Raw genomic sequence first — 18,148 nt, forward strand, 5'->3', positions numbered from 1 at the left:
CCGATGGACGAGAGTGGCCCGCGGCTCCGGCCGTCGTGCCGACCCCCACGGGGCACGACGGCCGGGCCACGCGCACGTTCCGCGCCGGCGAATGGGCCCGTCCCCCTAGGCTGGGACGCATGACGACGAGGTACGCGGCGCTCCTGCGCGGGATCAACGTGGGCGGCGGCCGGAAGGTCCCCATGGCCGACCTGCGCGCGCTCCTGACGGACCTCGGGCACACGGACGTCCGCACCCACCTCCAGAGCGGCCAGGCCGTCTTCGCCGCGGCCCACGGGGACGAGGAGTCGCTCGCCGCCGACCTGGCACATGCCCTTGAGGAACGCTTCGGCTTCCCGGTCGACGTCATCGTGCGCGACCACGCCTACCTGCGCTCCGTCGTCGAGGACTGCCCGTTCCCGGCCGCCACCCTGGAGGCCCGCCAACTGCACGTCACCTACTACTCCGGGCCCGTCGACGCCGGGCGCTACGCCGCCATCGACCGGGCCGCCCACCTCCCGGAGGAGTTCCGCCTCGGCGACCGCGCCCTCTACCTGTACGCACCGGACGGCCTCGGCCGCTCCCGGCTCGCCGACGTCCTCGCCCGGCCCCGCGTGACCAAGGGCCTGATCGCCACCAGCCGCAACTGGAACACCGTCGTCAAACTGACCGAACTGACCGCACCCTAGGCCGGGTTCGGGCCCAGGGACAGCCGTGCCCGGTGGCCGCCGTGCCGGTGCCCGCGAGGCAGCCGTGTCAGGCGCCCAGCGTGGCCGGGACTCGCTCCCGCAGCCGGGCCGCGTCGTAGCGCGTCAGGAGGAGCCGGGCCACCTCCGGTGCCGGGCCCAGCACGTCCGCGAGGACGTCCGCCTCCGCCGCGCCCCGCGCGATGCGGTCCGGCAGGAAACCGGGGGCCAGCACGTACGGGGCGACGGCCACCCGCGGGCAGCCCAGCTCCCGCAGCTCCCGGACCGCGTCCTCGGTCCGGGGAAGGGAAGCGGAGGCGAACGCGGGCCGCACGGCGCACCAGCCGGTGTGCCGCCACTCCCGCGCGATTTCTGCGATCACCGCGATCGCCTCCGGGTCGGTGGACCCCGCCGAGGCCAGCACGACCCCGGTCGAGGACTTGTCGGCGGGCGTCAGGCCCGCCTCGTACAGACGCCGCTCCAGCGCCGACACCAGCAGCGGCGACGGCCCGAGCACCTCGGCCCGCCGCACGCGCAGTCGCGCCGGCGCCTCGGCGAGGACCGCCGGGATGTCCGCCTTGGCGTGGAAGGCCCGGGTCAGCAGCAGCGGCAGGGCGATGACGTCCCGCACCCCCTCCGCCGCCAGGGACTCCAGCACCCCGGCCGCGGACGGCAGGTTGAAGTCCAGGAAGCCGGTCTCCACCCGCAGACCCGGGCGCAGCGCCCGCACCCGGCGGATCAGGGCGCGCACGGTCGCGGCGTGCCGCGGATCACGGCTGCCGTGGGCGATGACGACGAGGACCGGACGGCGCACGGCGGCTCAGCTCCTCACCAGCAGCCCGCGGCTGCGCAGCACCCACCGCTCCAGCGGACTGAAGATCAGCAGGTCGATGGCGATGCCGACGACCAGGATGAGCAGGATCGCCTCGAACACCATCGCCATGTCACTGGCGTTGCGCCCGTTCTCCAGCAACTGCCCGAGCCCCACCCCGAGATCGGGGAAGGAGGCGATGATCTCGGCGGCCATCAGCGACCGCCAGGAGAACGCCCAGCCCTGCTTCAGCCCCGCCACGTACCCGGGCAGCGCCGCCGGCAGCACGATGTGCCAGGTGCCCTTCAGCCCCGTCGCGCCCAGCGTGCGCCCGGCCCGCAGGAAGAGCGGCGGCACCTGGTCGACGCCGGAGACCAGCCCGTTGGCGATCGACGGCACCGCGCCGAGCAGGATGACCGCGTACATCATCGAGTTGTTCAGGCCCAGCCAGATCACGGCCGGCGGCACCCACGCCACCGACGGCAGCGACTGGAGCCCGGAGAGGATCGGCCCGAGCGCCGCCCGCACGAACCGCACCCGCGCCACCAGCAGCCCCAGCGGGGTGCCGATCAGCAGCGCGAAGCAGAAGCCGAGCAGACCGCGCGAGACGCTGGTCCAGATGTAGCCGAGCAGTTCGCCCTGGAGCCAGGAGCGCCGCACCACGTCCCACACGTCCAGCGGGGCGGGCAGCCGGGACGGGTCGTCGACGATCCGGAAGGAGACCAGCGCCTGCCACACGGCCAGCACCAGCAGGACCGCGAGGACCGGCGGCAGCACCTTGTCGAGCAGGGTCCGGCGCAGCGGCGTACGGCCCTCGGGCACCGTCTCCAGCGCGTCGAGCCCCGCCTCCAGTCCGGCGAGGTCGCCGCCGTCCCGCGCGGCGGGCGTCGTGTCAGTGCTGGCCATGGCGGCGGATCTCCCCACGCAGTTCTTCGGTGATCTCGACGGACAGCTCCGCCACGGCGGTGTCCTCGATGCGGCGCGGATGCGGGATGCCGACCGTCCACTCGCGCGCCACGCGCCCCGGCCGGGAGGACAGCAGGACCACGCGGTCGGCCAGGCGCACGGCCTCGCGCACGTTGTGGGTGACGAACAGCACCGACAGCCCGCCCGTGGCCGGAGCGTCCTCGTTCGCGGTCCGCCAGATCCGGGTCAGCTCGTCGTGCAGCACGTCCCGGGTGATCGCGTCCAGCGCCGCGAACGGCTCGTCCATCAGCAGCAGCCGGCTCTCCTGCGCCAGCGCGCGGGCCATCGCCACCCGCTGCCGCATCCCCCCGGACAGCTCGTGCACCCGCTTGCCGTACGCGCCGCCGAGCCGGACCAGGTCGAGCAGTTCCTCGGCCTTGCCGCGCCGCTCGGCCTTGGGCACGCCCCGCAGCCGGAGCGCCAGTTCGATGTTCTTGCCCGCGGTCAGCCACGGGAACAGGGCGTGCTCCTGGAACATCAGCGCCGGGCGCCCGTCGGTCGTGATCGCGCCGGAGCTGGGCCGGTCCAGTCCGGCGACCAGGTTGAGCAGCGTGGACTTGCCGCACCCGGAGGCCCCCAGGAGGGTGACGAACTCGCCGGGCCCGACGTCGAGGGTGATGTCGTCGAGCACCAGTTGCGTTCCGGCAGGGCCCGCGAACGACTTCGAGACGTGCTCGATCCGGGCGGCGTGGGCGGCCACCGCGGTGTCGTCGGCGGCCGTGGCGAGGGTCGTGGCCATGGTCGTCACCTCCTGGGACGGGTCGGGTGTGCGGGCTCAGCCGATGCCGAGACCGGCGTCGTCGACCGCGGGCTCGCCCTTGGCCTTGCGGACCTTGTTGAGCAGCGTGAGGTCGTAGATGCCCCGGAGGTCGGGCTTGTCGAGCAGGCCCGCCTTCACGGCGTGCGCCGCCTGGGCGTCCAGCGTCGCCGCCAGCGGGTCGTCGGTGAGCCGGATCGACTCCCACGCCGGGTCGAGCACCCCGGCCGGCAGCGCCTTGCCGGTGTCGGCCGCCAACTGCTTGTTCGCGGCGGCCTTGGCCTCGTCCGGGTGGTCGGTGATCCACTCGTTGGCGTCGACCGAGGCGCGCAGCACGGCCTCGACCGCCTTCGGGTGCTCCTTGAGGAACTTCTGCGACACGATGATGTTCGTGATCACGAACTTCTTGTCCGGCCACAGGTCGGCCTCGTCCAGCAGCACCTTGCCGCCCTCGGCGACCAGCCGGGACGCGGTCGGCTCCGGCACCCAGGCCCCGTCCAGCGAGCCGGACTTGTAGGCGTCGGGGGTGACCTTGTTGTCGCTGCGGACCACCGTCACGTCGCCCCGGCCGCTCTGCGCGTCGACCTTCCAGCCCTGCTCCGCCACCCAGTTGAGGAAGGCGACGTCCTGGGTGTTGCCGAGCTGCGGGGTGGCGATCCGCTTGCCCTTGATGTCCTTGGCCGACCGGATCTTCTCGGGGTTCACCACCAGCTTCACCCCGCCGGAGGCCGAACCGCCGATGATCCGCAGGTTCTTGCCGCCCGACTTGGTGTAGCCGTTGATCGCCGGGGACGGGCCGATCCAGCCGATGTCGATGGAGCCGGAGTTGAGCGCCTCGATCTCGGAGGGGCCCGCGTTGAAGGTGGCGTAGGTGGCCTTGGTGCCGCCCAGCTCCTTCTGGAAGAAGCCCTTCTGCCGGCCGACCAGGGCGGTGGCGTGGGTGATGTTGCCGAAGTAGCCGATCCGGACGGAGTCCAGCCCGTCGGTCTTCTCGGCGCCCGCGGCGACCTGTGCCGTGTCGTCGTCCTTCGCCTGGGAGCCGTAGCCGCAGGCCGCGAGGGTGAGCAGGGGAAGGGCGGCCAGGGCCGCGAGGGTACGGCGCAGGGCGGTGGTGGCAGGCACGGGAGGTGTTCCTCTCGGTGGCCCGGCGCTCACGCCTGACGGTCCGTCGGTGCGGTCAGGTCGTGGCCGGGGGATCGGCGGGGCTGCGGTGGTGCGGGTGGGGGGTGCGGGCGCGCGGGCGGTGCGCGTACGTCACCCCGCACATCGCGTCACTCCGCCCTGCCCGCTGCCGAGCACGCCGCTGCCCACCCGGCCGCCCTCCTTGGCGAAGGTGCCGTACACGTCCAGGGATGCCATGGTCAGAAGTCCCATCCGTCCTCGTCGGACGCCTGGGGCGCCGGCCGCGCGGTCAGGGAGGCGCCGACCATGCCCGCGGTGAGCGTGGTGCCGTCGTGCGGGTCGATCAGGATGAACGACCCGGTGCGCCGCGAGTCGGCGTACTCGTCGGCGGGCAGCGGCTCGGCGGTGCGGATGCGTACCCGGCCGATGTCGTTGGCGGCGAGCTGTCCGGGGTGCGGGTGCAGGGAGAGGTCGTCCAGGGCGAGCCGGGACGGGATCTCCTTGACGATCGCCTTGACCGTGCGGGTGCCGTGCTTGAGCAGCACCCGCTGTCCGAGGCCGAGCGGCTGGTCGGCGACGTGGCAGACGGTGGCCTCGACGTCCTGCGTGGTGGCGGGGGCGTCCGCGCTGGGCACGATCAGGTCGCCGCGCGAGACGTCGATGTCGTCCTCCAGCAGCAGCGTCACCGACTGCGGGGTCCAGGCGACGTCCACCGGCTCGCCCAGCAGGTCGATGCCGGCCAGCCGGGTCGTGCGGCCCGAGGGCAGGACGGTGACCGGGTCGCCGACGCGGAAGCTGCCGGCGGCGATCTGGCCCGCGTAGCCCCGGTAGTCGGGGTGCTCGGCGGTCTGCGGGCGGATCACGTACTGCACCGGCAGCCGGGCGTGGCAGTGCGCCAGGTCGTGGCTGACCGGGACGGTCTCCAGGTGCTCCAGCACGGTCGGGCCGCCGTACCAGTCCATGTGGGCGGACGGCTCCACCACGTTGTCGCCGGCGAGCGCCGATATCGGGATCGCGGTGACCTCGGGGATGCCCAGTTCTCCCGCGTACGCCGTGAACTCCTCGGCGATGGCGGCGAAGACGGACTCCCGGTACTCCACCAGGTCCATCTTGTTGACGGCGAGGACCACGTGCGGCACCCGCAGCAGCGCGGCGATCGCGGCGTGGCGCCGGGTCTGCTCGACGACCCCGTTGCGGGCGTCGACCAGGATCACCGTCAGCTCGGCCGTGGAGGCGCCGGTGACCATGTTGCGGGTGTACTGCACGTGGCCCGGGGTGTCGGCGAGGATGAACCGGCGCCGCGGCGTGGCGAAGTACCGGTAGGCCACGTCGATGGTGATGCCCTGCTCGCGCTCGGCGCGCAGCCCGTCGGTGAGCAGCGCCAGGTCGGGGGCGTCCTGGCCGCGGCTCGCGGAGGCCCGCTCGACGGCCTCCAACTGGTCGGCGAGGACCGACTTGGAGTCGTGCAGCAGCCGGCCGACGAGGGTGGACTTGCCGTCGTCGACGGAGCCGGCGGTAGCGAACCGCAGCAGCGTGGTCGACGACAGCGGTTCGGCCGACAGCGGCTCGGCGGGTTCGGTGGTGCGGGTCATGGCTAGAAGTACCCCTCGCGCTTGCGGTCTTCCATCGCGGCCTCGGAGAGCTTGTCGTCGGCCCGGGTGGCGCCGCGTTCGGTGAGCCGGGAGGCGGCGATCTCGGCGATCACCTTGTCGATGGTGTCGGCGTCGGAGTCGACCGCGCCGGTGCAGGACATGTCGCCGACGGTGCGGTAGCGCACGCGCCGCTTCTCCACCGTCTCGCCGTCCCTCGGACCGCCCCAGTCGCCGGCGGTCAGCCACATGCCGGAGCGGGCGAAGACCTCCCGCTCGTGGGCGTAGTAGATCGCGGGGAGTTCGATGTCCTCGCGGGCGATGTACTGCCACACGTCCAGCTCGGTCCAGTTGGAGAGCGGGAAGACGCGCACGTGCTCGCCCGGGGAGTGCCGGCCGTTGTACAGGTTCCACAGCTCGGGGCGCTGGCGGCGCGGGTCCCACTGGGAGAACTCGTCGCGCAGCGAGAAGACCCGTTCCTTGGCGCGGGCCTTCTCCTCGTCGCGGCGCCCGCCGCCGAAGACCGCGTCGAAGCGCTCCTCGCGGATCTTCTCGGTCAGCGGCACCGTCTGGAGCGGGTTGCGGGTGCCGTCCGGGCGCTCCTTGAGCGTGCCGCGGTCGATGTACTCCTGCACGGAGGCGACGTGCAGCCGCAGCCCGTGCCGCTCCACCGCGCGGTCCCGGTAGGCCAGCACCTCGGGGAAGTTGTGCCCGGTGTCGACGTGCAGCAGCGAGAACGGCACGGCGGCGGGGGCGAACGCCTTGAGCGCCAGGTGCAGCATGACGATGGAGTCCTTGCCGCCGGAGAAGAGGATCACCGGCCGTTCGAACTCGCCCGCCACCTCGCGCAGGATGTGCACCGCCTCGGACTCCAGGGCGTCCAGGTGGGAGAGGGCGTAGGGGCTGCCGGCGGCGCCCTCGCCCCCCTTGACCGTCGGCACGGTCGTCGTCATGCCACTCCCCTTTCGCTGAGCAGGGCGTACACCGCGGCGGCGGATTCCCGGACGGTCTGGTCCTGCGACGCGATGCGCAGGTCGGGCGCGACGGGCTCCTCGTAGGGGTCGTCGACGCCGGTGAGCCCCGTCAGCTCGCCCGCGGCCTGCTTGGCGTACAGGCCCTTCACGTCCCGCACCGAGCAGACCTCGACGGGGGTGGCGACGTACACCTCCAGGTAGGCGGTGCCGTTCTCCTCGTGGCGCTTGCGGACGGCGTCCCGGCTGTCCGCGTACGGGGCGATCACCGGGACCAGCGCCGTGACGCCGTTGCGGGCGAGCAGTTCGGCGACGAAGCCGATGCGCTGCACGTTGGTGTGCCGGTCCTCGCGGCCGAAGCCGAGGCCCGCGGAGAGGAACTCGCGGATCTCGTCGCCGTCGAGCACCTCGACGCGGCGGCCCTCCTCGCGCAGCCGGGCGGCCAGCTCGTACGCGATGGTGGTCTTGCCGGCGCTCGGCAGACCCGTGAGCCAGACGGTGGCTCCGGTCGTCACGTCAGTCTCCAGGATGTCGGGGGTGGTCGTCATGGTCAGCCGTGCAGTCCGCACTCGGTCTTGGAGCGGCCCGCCCAGCGGCCCGCGCGGGCGTCCTCGCCCTCCCGCACGCGCCGGGTGCAGGGCGCGCAGCCGACGGAGGCGTAGCCGTCCATCAGCAGCGGGTTGGTGAGGACCCCGTGCTCGGCGACGTAGGCGGCCACGTCCTCCTGTGACCACCGGGCGATGGGGGAGACCTTCACCTTGCGCCGGCGCGCGTCCCAGCCGACGACGGGCGTGCCCGCCCGGGTGGCGGACTCGTCGCGGCGCAGTCCGGTGGCCCAGGCGCGGTAGCCGGCGAGTCCGTCCTCCAGCGGGCGCACCTTGCGCAGCGCGCAGCACAGGTCGGGGTCGCGCTCGTAGAGCCGGGGGCCGTGCTCGGCGTCCTGCTCGGCGACGGTCCGCGCCGGCGTGAGGGTGAGGACGTTGACGTCCATCACGGCCTCCACCGCGTCCCGGGTGCCGATGGTCTCGGGGAAGTGGTAGCCGGTGTCGAGGAAGACCACGTCGACGCCGGGCAGCACCCGCGAGGCCAGATGGGCGACGACCGCGTCCTCCATCGAGGAGGTCACGCAGAAGCCGCGGCCGAAGGTCTCGGCGGCCCAGCGCAGGATCTCCAGGGCGGGGGCGTCCTCCAGGTCACGGCCGGCGCGTGCGGCGAGGGCTGCCAGCTCCTCGGCCGGCGCCTCGTCCCGTAGGGCGGTCATATCGGTTCGCCTCCCAGGGAGTCGGGGGCCGCGCCCCGGGCGAGCAGGCCCAGGAACCGGAGCTGGAAGGCGCGGTTGCAGGCGGCGCACTCCCAGGCACCGTGGCCCTGTTCGTTCGGGCGCAGGTCCTCGTCGCCGCAGTACGGGCAGTGGAAGGGGGCGGCGCGCTCGCTCACGACAGGGCCTCTTCGGAGGCGCGGGCCGCCCAGGTGGCGAAGCGTTCGCCGTCCTCGCGTTCGGCCTGGTAGCGCTTGAGGACGCGCTCGATGTAGTCGGGCAGTCCGGCGGCGGTCACCTTGAGTCCGCGCACCTTGCGGCCGAAGCCCGGGTCCAGGCCGAGGGCGCCGCCCAGGTGCACCTGGTAGCCCTCGACCTGCTTGCCGTCGTCGTCGAGGACGAGCTGTCCCTTCAGGCCGATGTCGGCGACCTGGATGCGGGCGCAGGCGTTGGGGCAGCCGTTGAGGTTGATGGTGATCGGCTCGTCGAAGTCCGGGATGCGGCGCTCCAGTTCGTCGATGAGCGAGGAGCCGCGCGCCTTGGTCTCGACGATGGCAAGCTTGCAGAACTCGATGCCGGTGCAGGCCATGGTGCCGCGCCGGAAGGAGGACGGCCGGGCGGTGAGGTCGAGCGCCTCCAGGGACTCCACCAGGGAGTCGACCTGGGCCTCCTCGACGTCCAGGATGATCATCTTCTGTTCGACGGTGGTCCGGACCCGGCCCGAGCCGTGCGCCTCGGCGAGGTCGGCGAGCTTGGTCAGGGTGGCGCCGTCGACCCGGCCGACGCGCGGGGCGAAGCCGACGTAGAAGCGGCCGTCCCGCTGCCGGTGCACGCCGATGTGGTCGCGCCAGCGGGCGGCGGGCTCGGCGGGCGCGGGCCCGTCGGCCAGCGCGCGGCCGAGGTACTCCTCCTCCAGGACGCGGCGGAACTTCTCCGCGCCCCAGTCGGCGACCAGGAACTTGAGCCGGGCGCGGTTGCGCAGCCGCCGGTAGCCGTGGTCGCGGAAGATCGACAGGACGCCCTCGTAGACGTCGGGCACGTCGTCCAGCGGCACCCAGGCGCCGAGGCGGACGCCCAGCTTGGGGTTGGTGGACAGACCGCCGCCGACCCAAAGGTCGAAGCCCGGCCCGTGCTCGGGGTGGTGGACGCCGACGAAGGCCACGTCGTTGATCTCGTGGACCACGTCGAGCACCGGGGAGCCGGAGATGGCGGTCTTGAACTTGCGCGGCAGGTTGGAGTACGCCGGGTTGCCGAGGACGCGGCGCTTCATCTCCTCCAGCGCGGGCGTGGCGTCGATGATCTCGTCCTCGGCGATGCCCGCGACCGGGGAGCCGATCATCACGCGGGGGGTGTCGCCGCAGGCGGTGACGGTGGAGAGGCCGACGCCCTCCAGGCGGTTCCAGATCTCGGGCACGTCCTCGATCCGGATCCAGTGGTACTGCACGTTCTGCCGGTCGGTGATGTCGGCGGTGCCGCGCGCGAACTCCTGCGAGATCTCGCCGACGACCCGGAGCTGACGGGTGGTCAGCGCGCCGCCGTCGACGCGGACGCGGAGCATGAAGTAGCGGTCGTCCAGCTCCTCCGGGGCGAGGATGGCCGTCTTTCCGCCGTCGATGCCCTGCTTGCGCTGGGTGTACAGACCCCACCAGCGCATCCGTCCGCGCAGGTCGTTGGGGTCGATGGAGTCGAAACCCTGCTGGGAGTAGATCGTCTCAATACGTGTCCGTACGTTGAGACCGTCGTCATCCTTCTTGAACTGCTCGTTGCCGTTGAGCGGAGTGAAGTGACCGGCGGCCCACTGACCCTCACCGCGGTGACGGCTCACCTTGCGGCGCGGAGTCGGGGCAGCGGGTTGCGGCGGCGTGGCGGTCATGGAGGACACGTCCTTCAAGGCAGGCGAAAACGGCTCTGACCAGCGCGCGCGGGCACACATGGCGGTGCGGGGGCGTGCGCGTCGGTGCGCGGGAACGAGGCGAGAAGCGGGGAAACCGGGAGTGCTGGAGAGTGCTCTCAGCGGACCGGACAGATGGCGCTGGACATGCGGCCGAGGTCGACGTGGCGTCGACTCACCAAGGCAATTCCAGTTCCAGACATGGCGGAAGCGTGGCATGGCACTCTGGACACAGTCCAGCTTCATCCATGATGCGGACACTCATGTCTCGTACGGTGAGACATGGGTGTCGTGGCTCACAGGGCGGGGGAGCCTTCCCGGGGACCGTCTCCCACGGCCCCGGGGAGGTGCGGATCAGGCGGCGAAGGCGCCGGGCCAGGGACCGGGAGTGGCCACCTCGGGCTCCTCCTCGACCTTCGTGTCGAAGAGCCGGAAGCCGCGCCGCTGGTAGTTGGCCATGGCGTGCTCGCCGTCCTTGCTGCACGTGTGCAGCCACACCCGCTTGGTCGGGGGCAGCTCCGGCCGGCGCTCGCCCAGGTCCCAGGCGCGGGCGGTGCCGTACGCCAGCAGGTGGCCGCCGATGCGCCGGCCCCGGAAGGCCGGGATCAGGCCGAAGTACTCGATCTCCACGACCCCGTCGTCCCCGGCCGCCAGCTCGACGTACCCGGCCGGCGTCCCCCGGTCGTAGGCGACCCAGGTCTCCACGCCGGGCCGCTCCAGGTGCTCCCGCCAGCGCGCGTAGCTCCAGCCCAGCCGGTCGGTCCAGCGGATGTCGGCGCCGACGGAGGCGTACAGGAAGCGGCTGAACTCGGGGGAGGGCACCTCGGAGCGGACGACGCGGACGTCGCCCTCCGGGGCGGCGGCGGGCAGCAGGTCGGTCGGCGCGGTCTGCTCCAGGGACCAAGTGGTCACGGCGATGTGGCTCATGCCGGTCAGAAAACCATCCGGCGGGGAGATCTGTCGATCCGCCCCCGGCCCCGCGCCCGTCTGGCCCCGGCCCCGGCCCCGTCCGGCCCCGGCCCCGTCCGCCGCGGGCCCGGTCAGTCGAGGGCCTTCTCCACCGCGGCCAGCGGCAGGGCGAAGAGCACCCGGCCCGTCTGGGACCAGACCTCGCCGGTCTCGGCCCAGTAGGACAGGGAGCCCGGCAGCGCGCTCCAGCACTGGTGCGAGCGGTCGGCCCCGCAGGTGGTGGCACGGGAGCCCTTCGCGTCCTGGCGCCACAGGGTGCCGCGCCCCTCCGTGCCGGTCGCGGCGCGGCCCAGGTACCAGCGCGAGCGGTCGGCGCCGGTCGGCCGGTACGACAGCACGCCGCCGACCTCCACCGCCTCGGTCTCGTACGCCTCCCGCGCGTCCACGTGCCCGGCGCGGTCGGCGGCGGGCAGTCCGGAGCGGTCCGGTTCGGTGCTGAGGGCGTAGCGCCACAGGCGGGTGGGGCGGCCCTCGTCGGCGGTGACCCACTCCCCGGCGACCAGGCTGCTGGGGAAGGTGCCCCGGTCCAGCGAGAGCACCTCGGGCCGGGCGGCGCCGGGTACCTCCGGGAGCCGGTAGGCGGCGACGGCCGGCAGCACGTACCGGCAGCCGTGGGCCGCCCAGCCGCCGGGCACCCGGCCGACGGCGTCGGTGTCGGTGGTGGCGCGCTGGACGCGGTCCACGTCGTACACGTAGAGCGCGTTGCGGTCCCCGGCGCCGGTGGTGACCAGCAGCTTGTCCTGGTACCAGACCATGCCGGTGACGGGGGAGTCGAGACCGCGGTAGTCGTCGCCGCCGTCGACGGGGACGGTGAGCAGCGCGGAGGTGTAGCTCAGGTGCTCCGGGTCGTCGGCGTCGACGAAGGAGACCCGGGCGAGCCCGGCGCCCGGCGTGTCGTCCTCGCGGCTCCAGGCGGAGAGGATGACCCGGCGCGAGCCCCAGCGGCCGTCGTCGTCGGCGTCCCCGGAGGTGGTGACCGCGCCGGCCTGCCACCCCCGCGTCTCGCCCTCGTCCCAGCAGTACGCGCGGGTGGCGGCGGGGGCGACCGGCAGCGCCTGGCGCTCGTCGTCGGTGCAGTCGGCCGCCTCGCGCAGCGGCCGGTCGGCGGTGTCGAGGACCGTGCCGACGCCCACCGGCTCGCCCATCGCCGAGGAGAGCCGGTCCAGCCAGGGCTGGGGCACCCGGTGCTCCGTCAGCCGGAGTTCGTCGCTGCGGGCGGACACGGCGAGGGGTCTGAGGGCGCCCGGGTCCTCGGCGACGCTCGCCTGCGAGACGCTGATCAGCGTGGCCGCCGCGGTCAGCCCCAGGGCCGCGCCGGTCAGGGCGGCACGCAGCGCCCTGCCCCGTCTGCGTCTGCGGTGTCTGCCCCGCTGCCTCATCGAAGAACCTCCACAGGCGACGGACCAACTGCGCTCGGCCTTCCCCGCGTTGGCCGAGGAGCGGCCGAGGCGGTCCGGTGAGGATGCTACGGCAGTGACACCCGCCCGGGGACCCGGACGCCTCAATTACCTCCGAACGGCTCTGGGCGCTCCCGGGGGCGCGGGCGGGCAGAGCCCCCGCGACCTGCGGATACGGCTCCTCCACCCCGCCCGGTCACGGTTTCGCGGCCGGTGTCCACGGGCGTGGCCCCGGTGGTCCGTCCGGTCACGGAGCGTCACGACGGCGTCGCGGTGGTCCCGTGGGGGGCGCCGCTCACGGCGGTGCCGGGGCCCCGCGCAGGCGGGATATGGCCGGCGCGGTGGAGTGGGGGAGGAGGCCGCGCGGATCGGCCGGCAGGAGCGTCTCGACCTCCGCCTCATCGCAGAAACGATACGGCCGGTGGAGGAGGTACGCCCCGAGATAGCGCCGCACCCGCGACATCTCGGCCCGTGCCGTCACCGTCCGGGCCGGATCGCCGAACAGGTCCTCCGCCAGCTCCGCCGCGCTGCGCCCACCCCGGTGGACCGCGAGCAGGTACAGCAACTCCGCGTGGCGTGGGCTCAGTTCCCGCTCCCAGGTGCCCGCGCCGCCCAGCACCCGGACCGACCAGCGGCGCGGCTGCGCGAGGTCCAGCACGATCCGGGTGACCGCCGGCCCGACCGGCTCCTCGACCGCGCGGACGAGCCACCCCTCGTCCAGCGGCTCCACCACGCACGCCCCGAGCGCCGGCAGCCACCGAGGCCCCGAACCCGCGTACTTGGGCAGCAGCACCCGCTCCGTGAAGGGCATCCCCGTCACCGCGGCCGTCCACCCGTCCCGGTCGGCCACCAGCGCCCGGCCGCCGATGCGGGCCAGCACCGGCGCCGCCACCGCCCGCAGCCGTTCCAGGGACCGCAGGTGCAGCTCCCGCAGGCGGGCCTCGGCGAGCCCCGCCACCGAGGTGACCCAGGCGAGCGTCGCCGGGTGCATCGTCTCCAGCGGCCCGCTCACGTCGACCACGCCGAGCAGCGCGCCGTTGCGCGGATCGCTGATCGGCGCCCCGGCGCAGGTCCAGGCGGTGTGCGACCGCACGAAGTGCTCGGCGGCGAAGACCTGGACCGGCCGCCGGGTGACCGCGGGGGTGCCCACCCCGTTGGTGCCGACCGTCTCCTCCCGCCAGTCCGCGCCCAGTTCGAAGCCGAGCCCGTCGGCCTTGCGCAGCACCGGCGGGCTGCCCTCCCGCCACAGCACCCGGCCGTCCGCGTCGGCGACCACCATGATGTGGTGGGCGACGTCCGCGACCGACAACAGCCCCTCGCGCAGCACCGGCAGCACGTGCCGCAGCGGCGAGGCCGACCGGCGGCGCTCCACCTCCTCCCGCGAGAGCAGCCCCGAGCGGACGTCGCGGTCCGGGTCGACCCCGCCGCGCAGCATCCGCTCCCAGGACTGCTCGATCACCGGCCGCGGCGCCATCGGGGCGGGCCGGCCGGCGAGTCTGGCCGAGCGGACCTCGCTGAGCATCCGCGCGGCGCGCTGCGCGTCGGCTGCGGCGAACTGCGTCACGTCCATCGGCGACAGCGCCACGGGTCCTCGTCCTCCTGGTGAAGCGGGCGGGCGCGGGCGTCCGCGCGGCCGGCCGGCCGCGGGACCGTGCCCGTCCCGGGGGGTTCGTCTGATGGTGGCCGGTTGCCCCTGCGGGGCGGACACACTCCGCGTCCGGGCGGCAGCGGATTGCAACCCCTTGCAACCCTGGTGGACGGCGGTGCGGTGTCCGAAACTTGAGCGGCGCCGTCCTGAACGGCGCACACGGGCCCGACCAGGCCCGGGGCGCGGGGGTGGTGCCGTGTCGGCGCAGCACCACCCCCGTACCGCAGTTCCGGATCAGGACACGGGCCGGGCCCGTCCCACCACCGCCGCCAGGTCCGGCGTCGGCGCCAGCGTGCCGAAGGCCGCGCCCCCGTCACCGCCCAGCCGCGAGGCGCAGAACACGTCGGCCACCTCGGGCGGCCCGTGCCGGACCAGCAGCGCGCCCTGGAGCACCACCGCCAGTCGTTCGGCCACCCGCCTCGCCCGGCCCTCGGCGGCCTCCAGATCGGCGAGTTCGGTCAGCAGCCCCCGGATCGCCCGGTCCAGCCGCCGGTCGGCGCCGCGCGCCCGGCCCACCTCGGTCAGGTACGCGTCCAGCGCCAGCGGCTCACGCCCGAGGACCCGCACCGCGTCCAGGGCCAGGACGTTGCCGGGGCCCGCCCACAGGGAACCGAGCGGCGCCGCGCGCACCAGCCTGGGCAGCCCCGACTCCTCCACGTACCCGTTGCCGCCCAGGCACTCGGCCGCCTCCACCACCACGGGAGCGCAGCGCCCGGTCACCCGGAACGCGGCGGCCGGCAGCGCGATCCGCAGCAGGGCCCGCTCGCCCTCCCCGCCGTCGTCCCAGGCCGCCGCGAGGCGCAGGGCGAGCACGGTGGCCGCCTCCGACTCGACGGCGAGGTCGGCGAGGACGGCGCGCATCAGCGCCCGGTCGGCCAGCTTCCCGCCGGTCACCTCCCGGTGGGCGCAGTGGTGGACGGCCTCGGCGACGGCCCGGCGCATCAGGGCGGCCGAGCCCACCACGCCGTCCAGCCGCGTCGCCGCGCGGGTCTGCGCGAGGGTGCGCGCGCCGTGGCCCTCGGGGCCGATCCGCAGGGCCCGGGCCCCGGTGAACTCGACCTCGGCGCAGGCGGCGGAGCGGTGGCCGAGGGTGTCCTTGAGGCGCTGGAGGCGGAAGGGGTTGCGGGTGCCGTCCGGCAGGACGCGCGGCACCAGGAAGCAGGTCGGCCCGGCGCCGGCCTCGTCCCCGGCGTCTCGGAAGGGCTCGGTGTCGCCGAAGTGCCCGGCGTCTCGGAAGGCCCCGGTGTCGCCGAAGTGCCCGACGTCTCCGAAGGTCCCGGTGTCGCCGAAGGCCCCGGCGTCCCCGGGGGTGCGGGCCAGGACGAGGAAGCCGTCGGCCATGGGCGCCGAGCAGAACCAGGTGTGCCCGGTCAGTTCGTACGTGCCGTCCGCGGCCGAGGGCCGGGCCGACGTGGTGACCGCCGCCGGGCCGCCGCCCTGCTTCTCGGTGAGGGCCACCCCGCACAGGGCGCCGGCCTTGTGCCGCGGGGGACGCGGGTCCGGGTCGTAGACGGGGGAGGTCAGCAGCGGCTCCCACTCGGCGGCCGGCCCCGGTTCGGCGCGCAGCGCGGGCACCGCCGCGTGCGTCGAGGACAGGGGCAGGGCGACGCCCGCGTCGGCCTGCGCCCACACCAGGAGCCCGGCCGCGCGCCGCACGTGCCCGCCCGGCCGCGTCCACGCCGAGGTCAGCCCGGCGCCCACGCCCTTGCCCAGCAGCCGGTGCCAGGCGGGGTGGGATTCCACCTCGTCGACCCGCCGGCCCCGGGGGTCGTGGGTGCGCAGGACCGGCGGGTTCCGGTCGGCCTGCTCGCCCCACTCCCGTACCTGGGCCGAACCGCAGGCCCGGCCCAGTTCCGACAGCTCCGCCAGCGCCTCCTCGCGGACCGTGGGGGCGAGATGCCGCCGGACGGCCTCCGCGAGGGCCCGGTCGGCGGTGAAGACGTCGTAGTCCACCAGCGGCGGGGCCTGGTTGGTCACGGTGTGGGTGCTGCCTGCCATGACCGCGAACCTACCTCCCCGGAGCCGGAGGGTCCGCAGGGCCGTCCACGGATGAGCGCGGCGGGGCGCGGCGGATACCTTTGGATCGTGCAGCCAGCAAGCGAATCCCCTCAACAGCCCACCGGCCGGCTCCGTCGCGCCCGCGCCCTGTACCGGAACGTCTCCAAACGCAGGACCGCCTGGCTGCTGCTCAAGGACACCGTCAACTCCTGCATGGAGTACCGCATCCTCGGCCTGGCCGCCGAGGCGGCGTTCTTCACGCTGCTGTCGGTGCCGCCCCTGCTGCTCAGCGTCCTCGGCCTGCTCGGCTACGTCGACGCCTGGACCCACGCCGACACCACGGCGTCCCTGCGCGCCAACATCCTGGACGCCTCCCGCACGGTCCTCTCCGAGCGGGGCGTACGGCAGATCACCGAACCGATCCTGAACGACGTGACGAAAGGGGGCCGGCCCGATGTCATCTCCCTCGGCTTCCTCTTCGCCGTGTGGTCCGGTTCCCGGGCCGTGAACGTCTTCGTCGACACCATCACCGTGATGTACGGACTCGACGGGGTGCGCGGCATCGTCAAGACCCGCCTCCTCGCCTTCCTCCTCTTCATCGTGGCGCTGCTCATCGGCTCGGTCGCGCTGCCGCTGATGGTGGCCGGACCGGACACGGTGGTGCGGATCGTGCCCTGGTCGACGACGGTCGTCCAAGTGCTGTACTGGCCGGTCGTCATCGTCCTGTCGGTCGTCTTCCTGACGACGCTGTACCACGTCTCCGTGCCGGTGCGCTCCCCGTGGATCGAGGACGTGCCGGGCGCGCTGGTCGCTCTCGCCATGTGGGTGCTCGGCAGCTTCCTGCTGCGCATCTACCTCACCAGCACCGTCGAGGGCCCCACCATCTACGGTTCGCTCGCCGCACCCGTCGCCGTGCTGCTGTGGATCGGTGTGTCCGCGTTCGCCGTGCTGGTCGGCGCCGCGGTCAACGCGGCCATCGACCGGGTCTGGCCGGCCGCCGCCACCGCCGCGGCCCGCGAGACCAACGAGCGGATGCGCCAGGCGCAGGTCGCCGAGTACGTGGCCCGTGCCGCCGCCAACGGGGAGGCCGATCCCGACATGCCGGCCGAGTTCCCCGAGCGCTGGTCCCGGTTCCTGCCGCCGGACGACGTCACCGCCCGGCTGCGCGGCGGCCACACCAAGCCCCCCGGACGCGACAAACCCGAGGACTCCTGACGGCCGGGCGCGGGGCGCGGCCGGGCGCGTAGCCTGGCGGACGTGTACGCGGAACGGCCCTCCCGGCTGGCCGGCGCGGTGGTCTGGACGAACGCCCCGTCCGGCTCCCCGGCGCGGCCGGTGCTCCCCGACGGCTGCATGGACCTGCTCTGGCACGAGGGCCGGCTGCTCGTCGCGGGCCCCGACACCCGCGCGTACGCCGTCGACGGCGTCCCCGGCCGCTGGGCCGGTGTCCGCTTCTTCCCCGGGACCGCGCCCACCCTCCTCGGCGTCCCCGCGCACGAGCTGCGCGACCGGCGGGTCGACCTCGCCGACCTGTGGCCGGCCCGCCGGGCCCGGTCGCTGACGGCGCGGGTGGCGGCGGCGGCCGGTCCGGCGCGGGGAGTGGAGGAAGCCGCCCTCGCGCTGGCGGCGGACAGCGGCCCGGCCGACCCCCTGGCCGCCCGGATCGTCGCCGCCCTCCAGGCGGGCCGCTCGGTCGCCGCCACCGCCGACGGGCTCGGCGTCGGGGCCCGCCGCCTGCACCGCCGTTCCCTCGCCGCCTTCGGCTACGGGCCCAAGACCCTCGCCCGTGTCCTGCGGCTCCAGCGCGCGCTGGCCCTGGCGAGGGGCGGCACACCCCTCGCCGAGACGGCCGCCCTGGCCGGCTTCGCCGACCAGGCGCATCTCACCCGGGACATACGCCGGTTGACGGGACTGCCACCCCGCGAACTGCTCGGCCCGGCCGTCCACGGGACGACCGGCGGCGGACCACGGGGGTAACCGACGGGGCCGGTGCCGCGCGGGCTGCCTGGTCCTGCCGGTGGCCGGGGGTGCCGCCGCACGGCCTGCCTGGTCCTGCCGATGGCCGGAGGGGGGTGCCGCCGCGTGGGCTGCCCGGTCCTGGCCGGT

The 18,148-nt window shown here is 74.3% G+C and carries 18 protein-coding genes; 3 read left to right on the forward strand and 15 right to left on the reverse strand.

Annotated features, from left to right (window positions below; genetic code table 11):
- Window positions 1–119: 119 nt before the first annotated feature.
- Window positions 120–668 (forward strand): DUF1697 domain-containing protein, encoded by a 549-nt coding sequence (locus J5Y05_RS02385; RefSeq protein ID WP_210868048.1) that lies wholly within the window; start codon window positions 120–122, stop codon window positions 666–668.
- Window positions 669–735: 67 nt separating this feature from the next.
- On the opposite strand, the gene J5Y05_RS02390 is transcribed toward J5Y05_RS02385, so the two are convergent.
- From J5Y05_RS02390 to J5Y05_RS02460, 15 genes are all read right to left on the reverse strand, one after another.
- Window positions 736–1,479 carry a sirohydrochlorin chelatase gene (locus tag J5Y05_RS02390; RefSeq protein WP_210868049.1) on the reverse strand — a complete coding sequence of 248 codons (744 nt, stop codon included), beginning with the start codon at window positions 1,477–1,479 and terminating at the stop codon, window positions 736–738.
- Window positions 1,480–1,485: 6 nt separating this feature from the next.
- A complete protein-coding gene (locus J5Y05_RS02395) occupies window positions 1,486–2,382 on the reverse strand; it encodes an ABC transporter permease (RefSeq protein ID WP_210868050.1) in 897 nt (298 codons plus the stop codon).
- Window positions 2,369–3,181, reverse strand: coding sequence for an ABC transporter ATP-binding protein (locus tag J5Y05_RS02400; RefSeq protein ID WP_210868051.1), 813 nt, complete (start codon window positions 3,179–3,181; stop codon window positions 2,369–2,371). Before J5Y05_RS02400 ends, J5Y05_RS02395 begins: the two co-directional genes overlap by 14 nt.
- A gap of 36 nt (window positions 3,182–3,217) precedes the next feature.
- Entirely contained in the window at window positions 3,218–4,321 is a 1,104-nt protein-coding gene (locus tag J5Y05_RS02405; RefSeq protein WP_210868052.1) for an aliphatic sulfonate ABC transporter substrate-binding protein, read from the reverse strand.
- Window positions 4,322–4,560: 239 nt separating this feature from the next.
- On the reverse strand, window positions 4,561–5,913 hold the full coding sequence (locus J5Y05_RS02415; protein ID WP_210868054.1) for a sulfate adenylyltransferase subunit 1: 1,353 nt from the start codon (window positions 5,911–5,913) through the stop codon (window positions 4,561–4,563).
- A 2-nt stretch (window positions 5,914–5,915) separates the two neighbouring features.
- Window positions 5,916–6,863, reverse strand: a complete 948-nt coding sequence (cysD, locus tag J5Y05_RS02420; RefSeq protein WP_210868055.1) for a sulfate adenylyltransferase subunit CysD — start codon at window positions 6,861–6,863, stop codon at window positions 5,916–5,918.
- The gene (gene cysC, locus J5Y05_RS02425; protein WP_210869629.1) at window positions 6,860–7,396 is read right to left on the reverse strand and encodes an adenylyl-sulfate kinase; all 537 of its coding nucleotides are present in this window, start codon (window positions 7,394–7,396) and stop codon (window positions 6,860–6,862) included. Before cysC ends, cysD begins: the two co-directional genes overlap by 4 nt.
- Window positions 7,397–7,431: 35 nt before the next feature.
- Window positions 7,432–8,142: a phosphoadenylyl-sulfate reductase gene (locus J5Y05_RS02430; RefSeq protein ID WP_210868056.1), complete on the reverse strand. Its 711-nt coding sequence runs from the start codon at window positions 8,140–8,142 to the stop codon at window positions 7,432–7,434.
- Window positions 8,139–8,318, reverse strand: a complete 180-nt coding sequence (locus tag J5Y05_RS02435) for a hypothetical protein (RefSeq protein ID WP_210868057.1) — start codon at window positions 8,316–8,318, stop codon at window positions 8,139–8,141. The genes J5Y05_RS02430 and J5Y05_RS02435 overlap by 4 nt, the downstream gene beginning before the upstream one ends.
- Window positions 8,315–10,012 (reverse strand): nitrite/sulfite reductase, encoded by a 1,698-nt coding sequence (locus J5Y05_RS02440; RefSeq protein ID WP_210868058.1) that lies wholly within the window; start codon window positions 10,010–10,012, stop codon window positions 8,315–8,317. The genes J5Y05_RS02435 and J5Y05_RS02440 overlap by 4 nt, the downstream gene beginning before the upstream one ends.
- Window positions 10,013–10,149: 137 nt before the next feature.
- Window positions 10,150–10,233: a putative leader peptide gene (locus J5Y05_RS32555; RefSeq protein WP_349817346.1), complete on the reverse strand. Its 84-nt coding sequence runs from the start codon at window positions 10,231–10,233 to the stop codon at window positions 10,150–10,152.
- Between the two features lie 151 nt (window positions 10,234–10,384).
- A complete protein-coding gene (locus tag J5Y05_RS02445; RefSeq protein ID WP_210868059.1) occupies window positions 10,385–10,957 on the reverse strand; it encodes a GNAT family N-acetyltransferase in 573 nt (190 codons plus the stop codon).
- A gap of 113 nt (window positions 10,958–11,070) precedes the next feature.
- Window positions 11,071–12,378 carry a hypothetical protein gene (locus J5Y05_RS02450; protein WP_210868060.1) on the reverse strand — a complete coding sequence of 436 codons (1,308 nt, stop codon included), beginning with the start codon at window positions 12,376–12,378 and terminating at the stop codon, window positions 11,071–11,073.
- A gap of 313 nt (window positions 12,379–12,691) precedes the next feature.
- Window positions 12,692–13,981: a GAF domain-containing protein gene (locus J5Y05_RS02455; RefSeq protein ID WP_210868061.1), complete on the reverse strand. Its 1,290-nt coding sequence runs from the start codon at window positions 13,979–13,981 to the stop codon at window positions 12,692–12,694.
- 297 nt (window positions 13,982–14,278) lie between these two features.
- On the reverse strand, window positions 14,279–16,042 hold the full coding sequence (locus J5Y05_RS02460; protein WP_210868062.1) for an acyl-CoA dehydrogenase family protein: 1,764 nt from the start codon (window positions 16,040–16,042) through the stop codon (window positions 14,279–14,281).
- Between the two features lie 87 nt (window positions 16,043–16,129).
- Here J5Y05_RS02460 and J5Y05_RS02465 point away from each other — a divergent pair, with 87 nt between their 5' ends.
- Both J5Y05_RS02465 and J5Y05_RS02470 read left to right on the forward strand, forming a co-directional pair.
- Window positions 16,130–17,257, forward strand: coding sequence for a YihY/virulence factor BrkB family protein (locus J5Y05_RS02465; RefSeq protein ID WP_210868063.1), 1,128 nt, complete (start codon window positions 16,130–16,132; stop codon window positions 17,255–17,257).
- A 42-nt stretch (window positions 17,258–17,299) separates the two neighbouring features.
- On the forward strand, window positions 17,300–18,019 hold the full coding sequence (locus J5Y05_RS02470) for a helix-turn-helix transcriptional regulator (protein WP_210868064.1): 720 nt from the start codon (window positions 17,300–17,302) through the stop codon (window positions 18,017–18,019).
- Window positions 18,020–18,148: the final 129 nt, after the last annotated feature.

The organism is Streptomyces tagetis (genome assembly GCF_018069565.1).
GTDB classification, from domain to species: Bacteria; Actinomycetota; Actinomycetes; order Streptomycetales; family Streptomycetaceae; genus Streptomyces; species Streptomyces tagetis.

Excerpts from the sequence above, each read along its gene's own strand:
- J5Y05_RS02385 (WP_210868048.1), top strand. The coding sequence starts at position 120 with ATGACGACGAGGTACGCGGCGCTCCTGCGCGGGATCAACGTGGGCGGC.
- J5Y05_RS02395 (WP_210868050.1), bottom strand. The coding sequence starts at position 2,382 with ATGGCCAGCACTGACACGACGCCCGCCGCGCGGGACGGCGGCGACCTC.
- J5Y05_RS02400 (WP_210868051.1), bottom strand. The coding sequence starts at position 3,181 with ATGGCCACGACCCTCGCCACGGCCGCCGACGACACCGCGGTGGCCGCC.
- J5Y05_RS02415 (WP_210868054.1), bottom strand. The coding sequence starts at position 5,913 with ATGACCCGCACCACCGAACCCGCCGAGCCGCTGTCGGCCGAACCGCTG.
- cysD (WP_210868055.1), bottom strand. The coding sequence starts at position 6,863 with ATGACGACGACCGTGCCGACGGTCAAGGGGGGCGAGGGCGCCGCCGGC.
- J5Y05_RS02430 (WP_210868056.1), bottom strand. The coding sequence starts at position 8,142 with ATGACCGCCCTACGGGACGAGGCGCCGGCCGAGGAGCTGGCAGCCCTC.
- J5Y05_RS02440 (WP_210868058.1), bottom strand. The coding sequence starts at position 10,012 with ATGACCGCCACGCCGCCGCAACCCGCTGCCCCGACTCCGCGCCGCAAG.
- J5Y05_RS32555 (WP_349817346.1), bottom strand. The coding sequence starts at position 10,233 with ATGTCTGGAACTGGAATTGCCTTGGTGAGTCGACGCCACGTCGACCTC.
- J5Y05_RS02445 (WP_210868059.1), bottom strand. The coding sequence starts at position 10,957 with ATGAGCCACATCGCCGTGACCACTTGGTCCCTGGAGCAGACCGCGCCG.
- J5Y05_RS02450 (WP_210868060.1), bottom strand. The coding sequence starts at position 12,378 with ATGAGGCAGCGGGGCAGACACCGCAGACGCAGACGGGGCAGGGCGCTG.
- J5Y05_RS02460 (WP_210868062.1), bottom strand. The coding sequence starts at position 16,042 with ATGGCAGGCAGCACCCACACCGTGACCAACCAGGCCCCGCCGCTGGTG.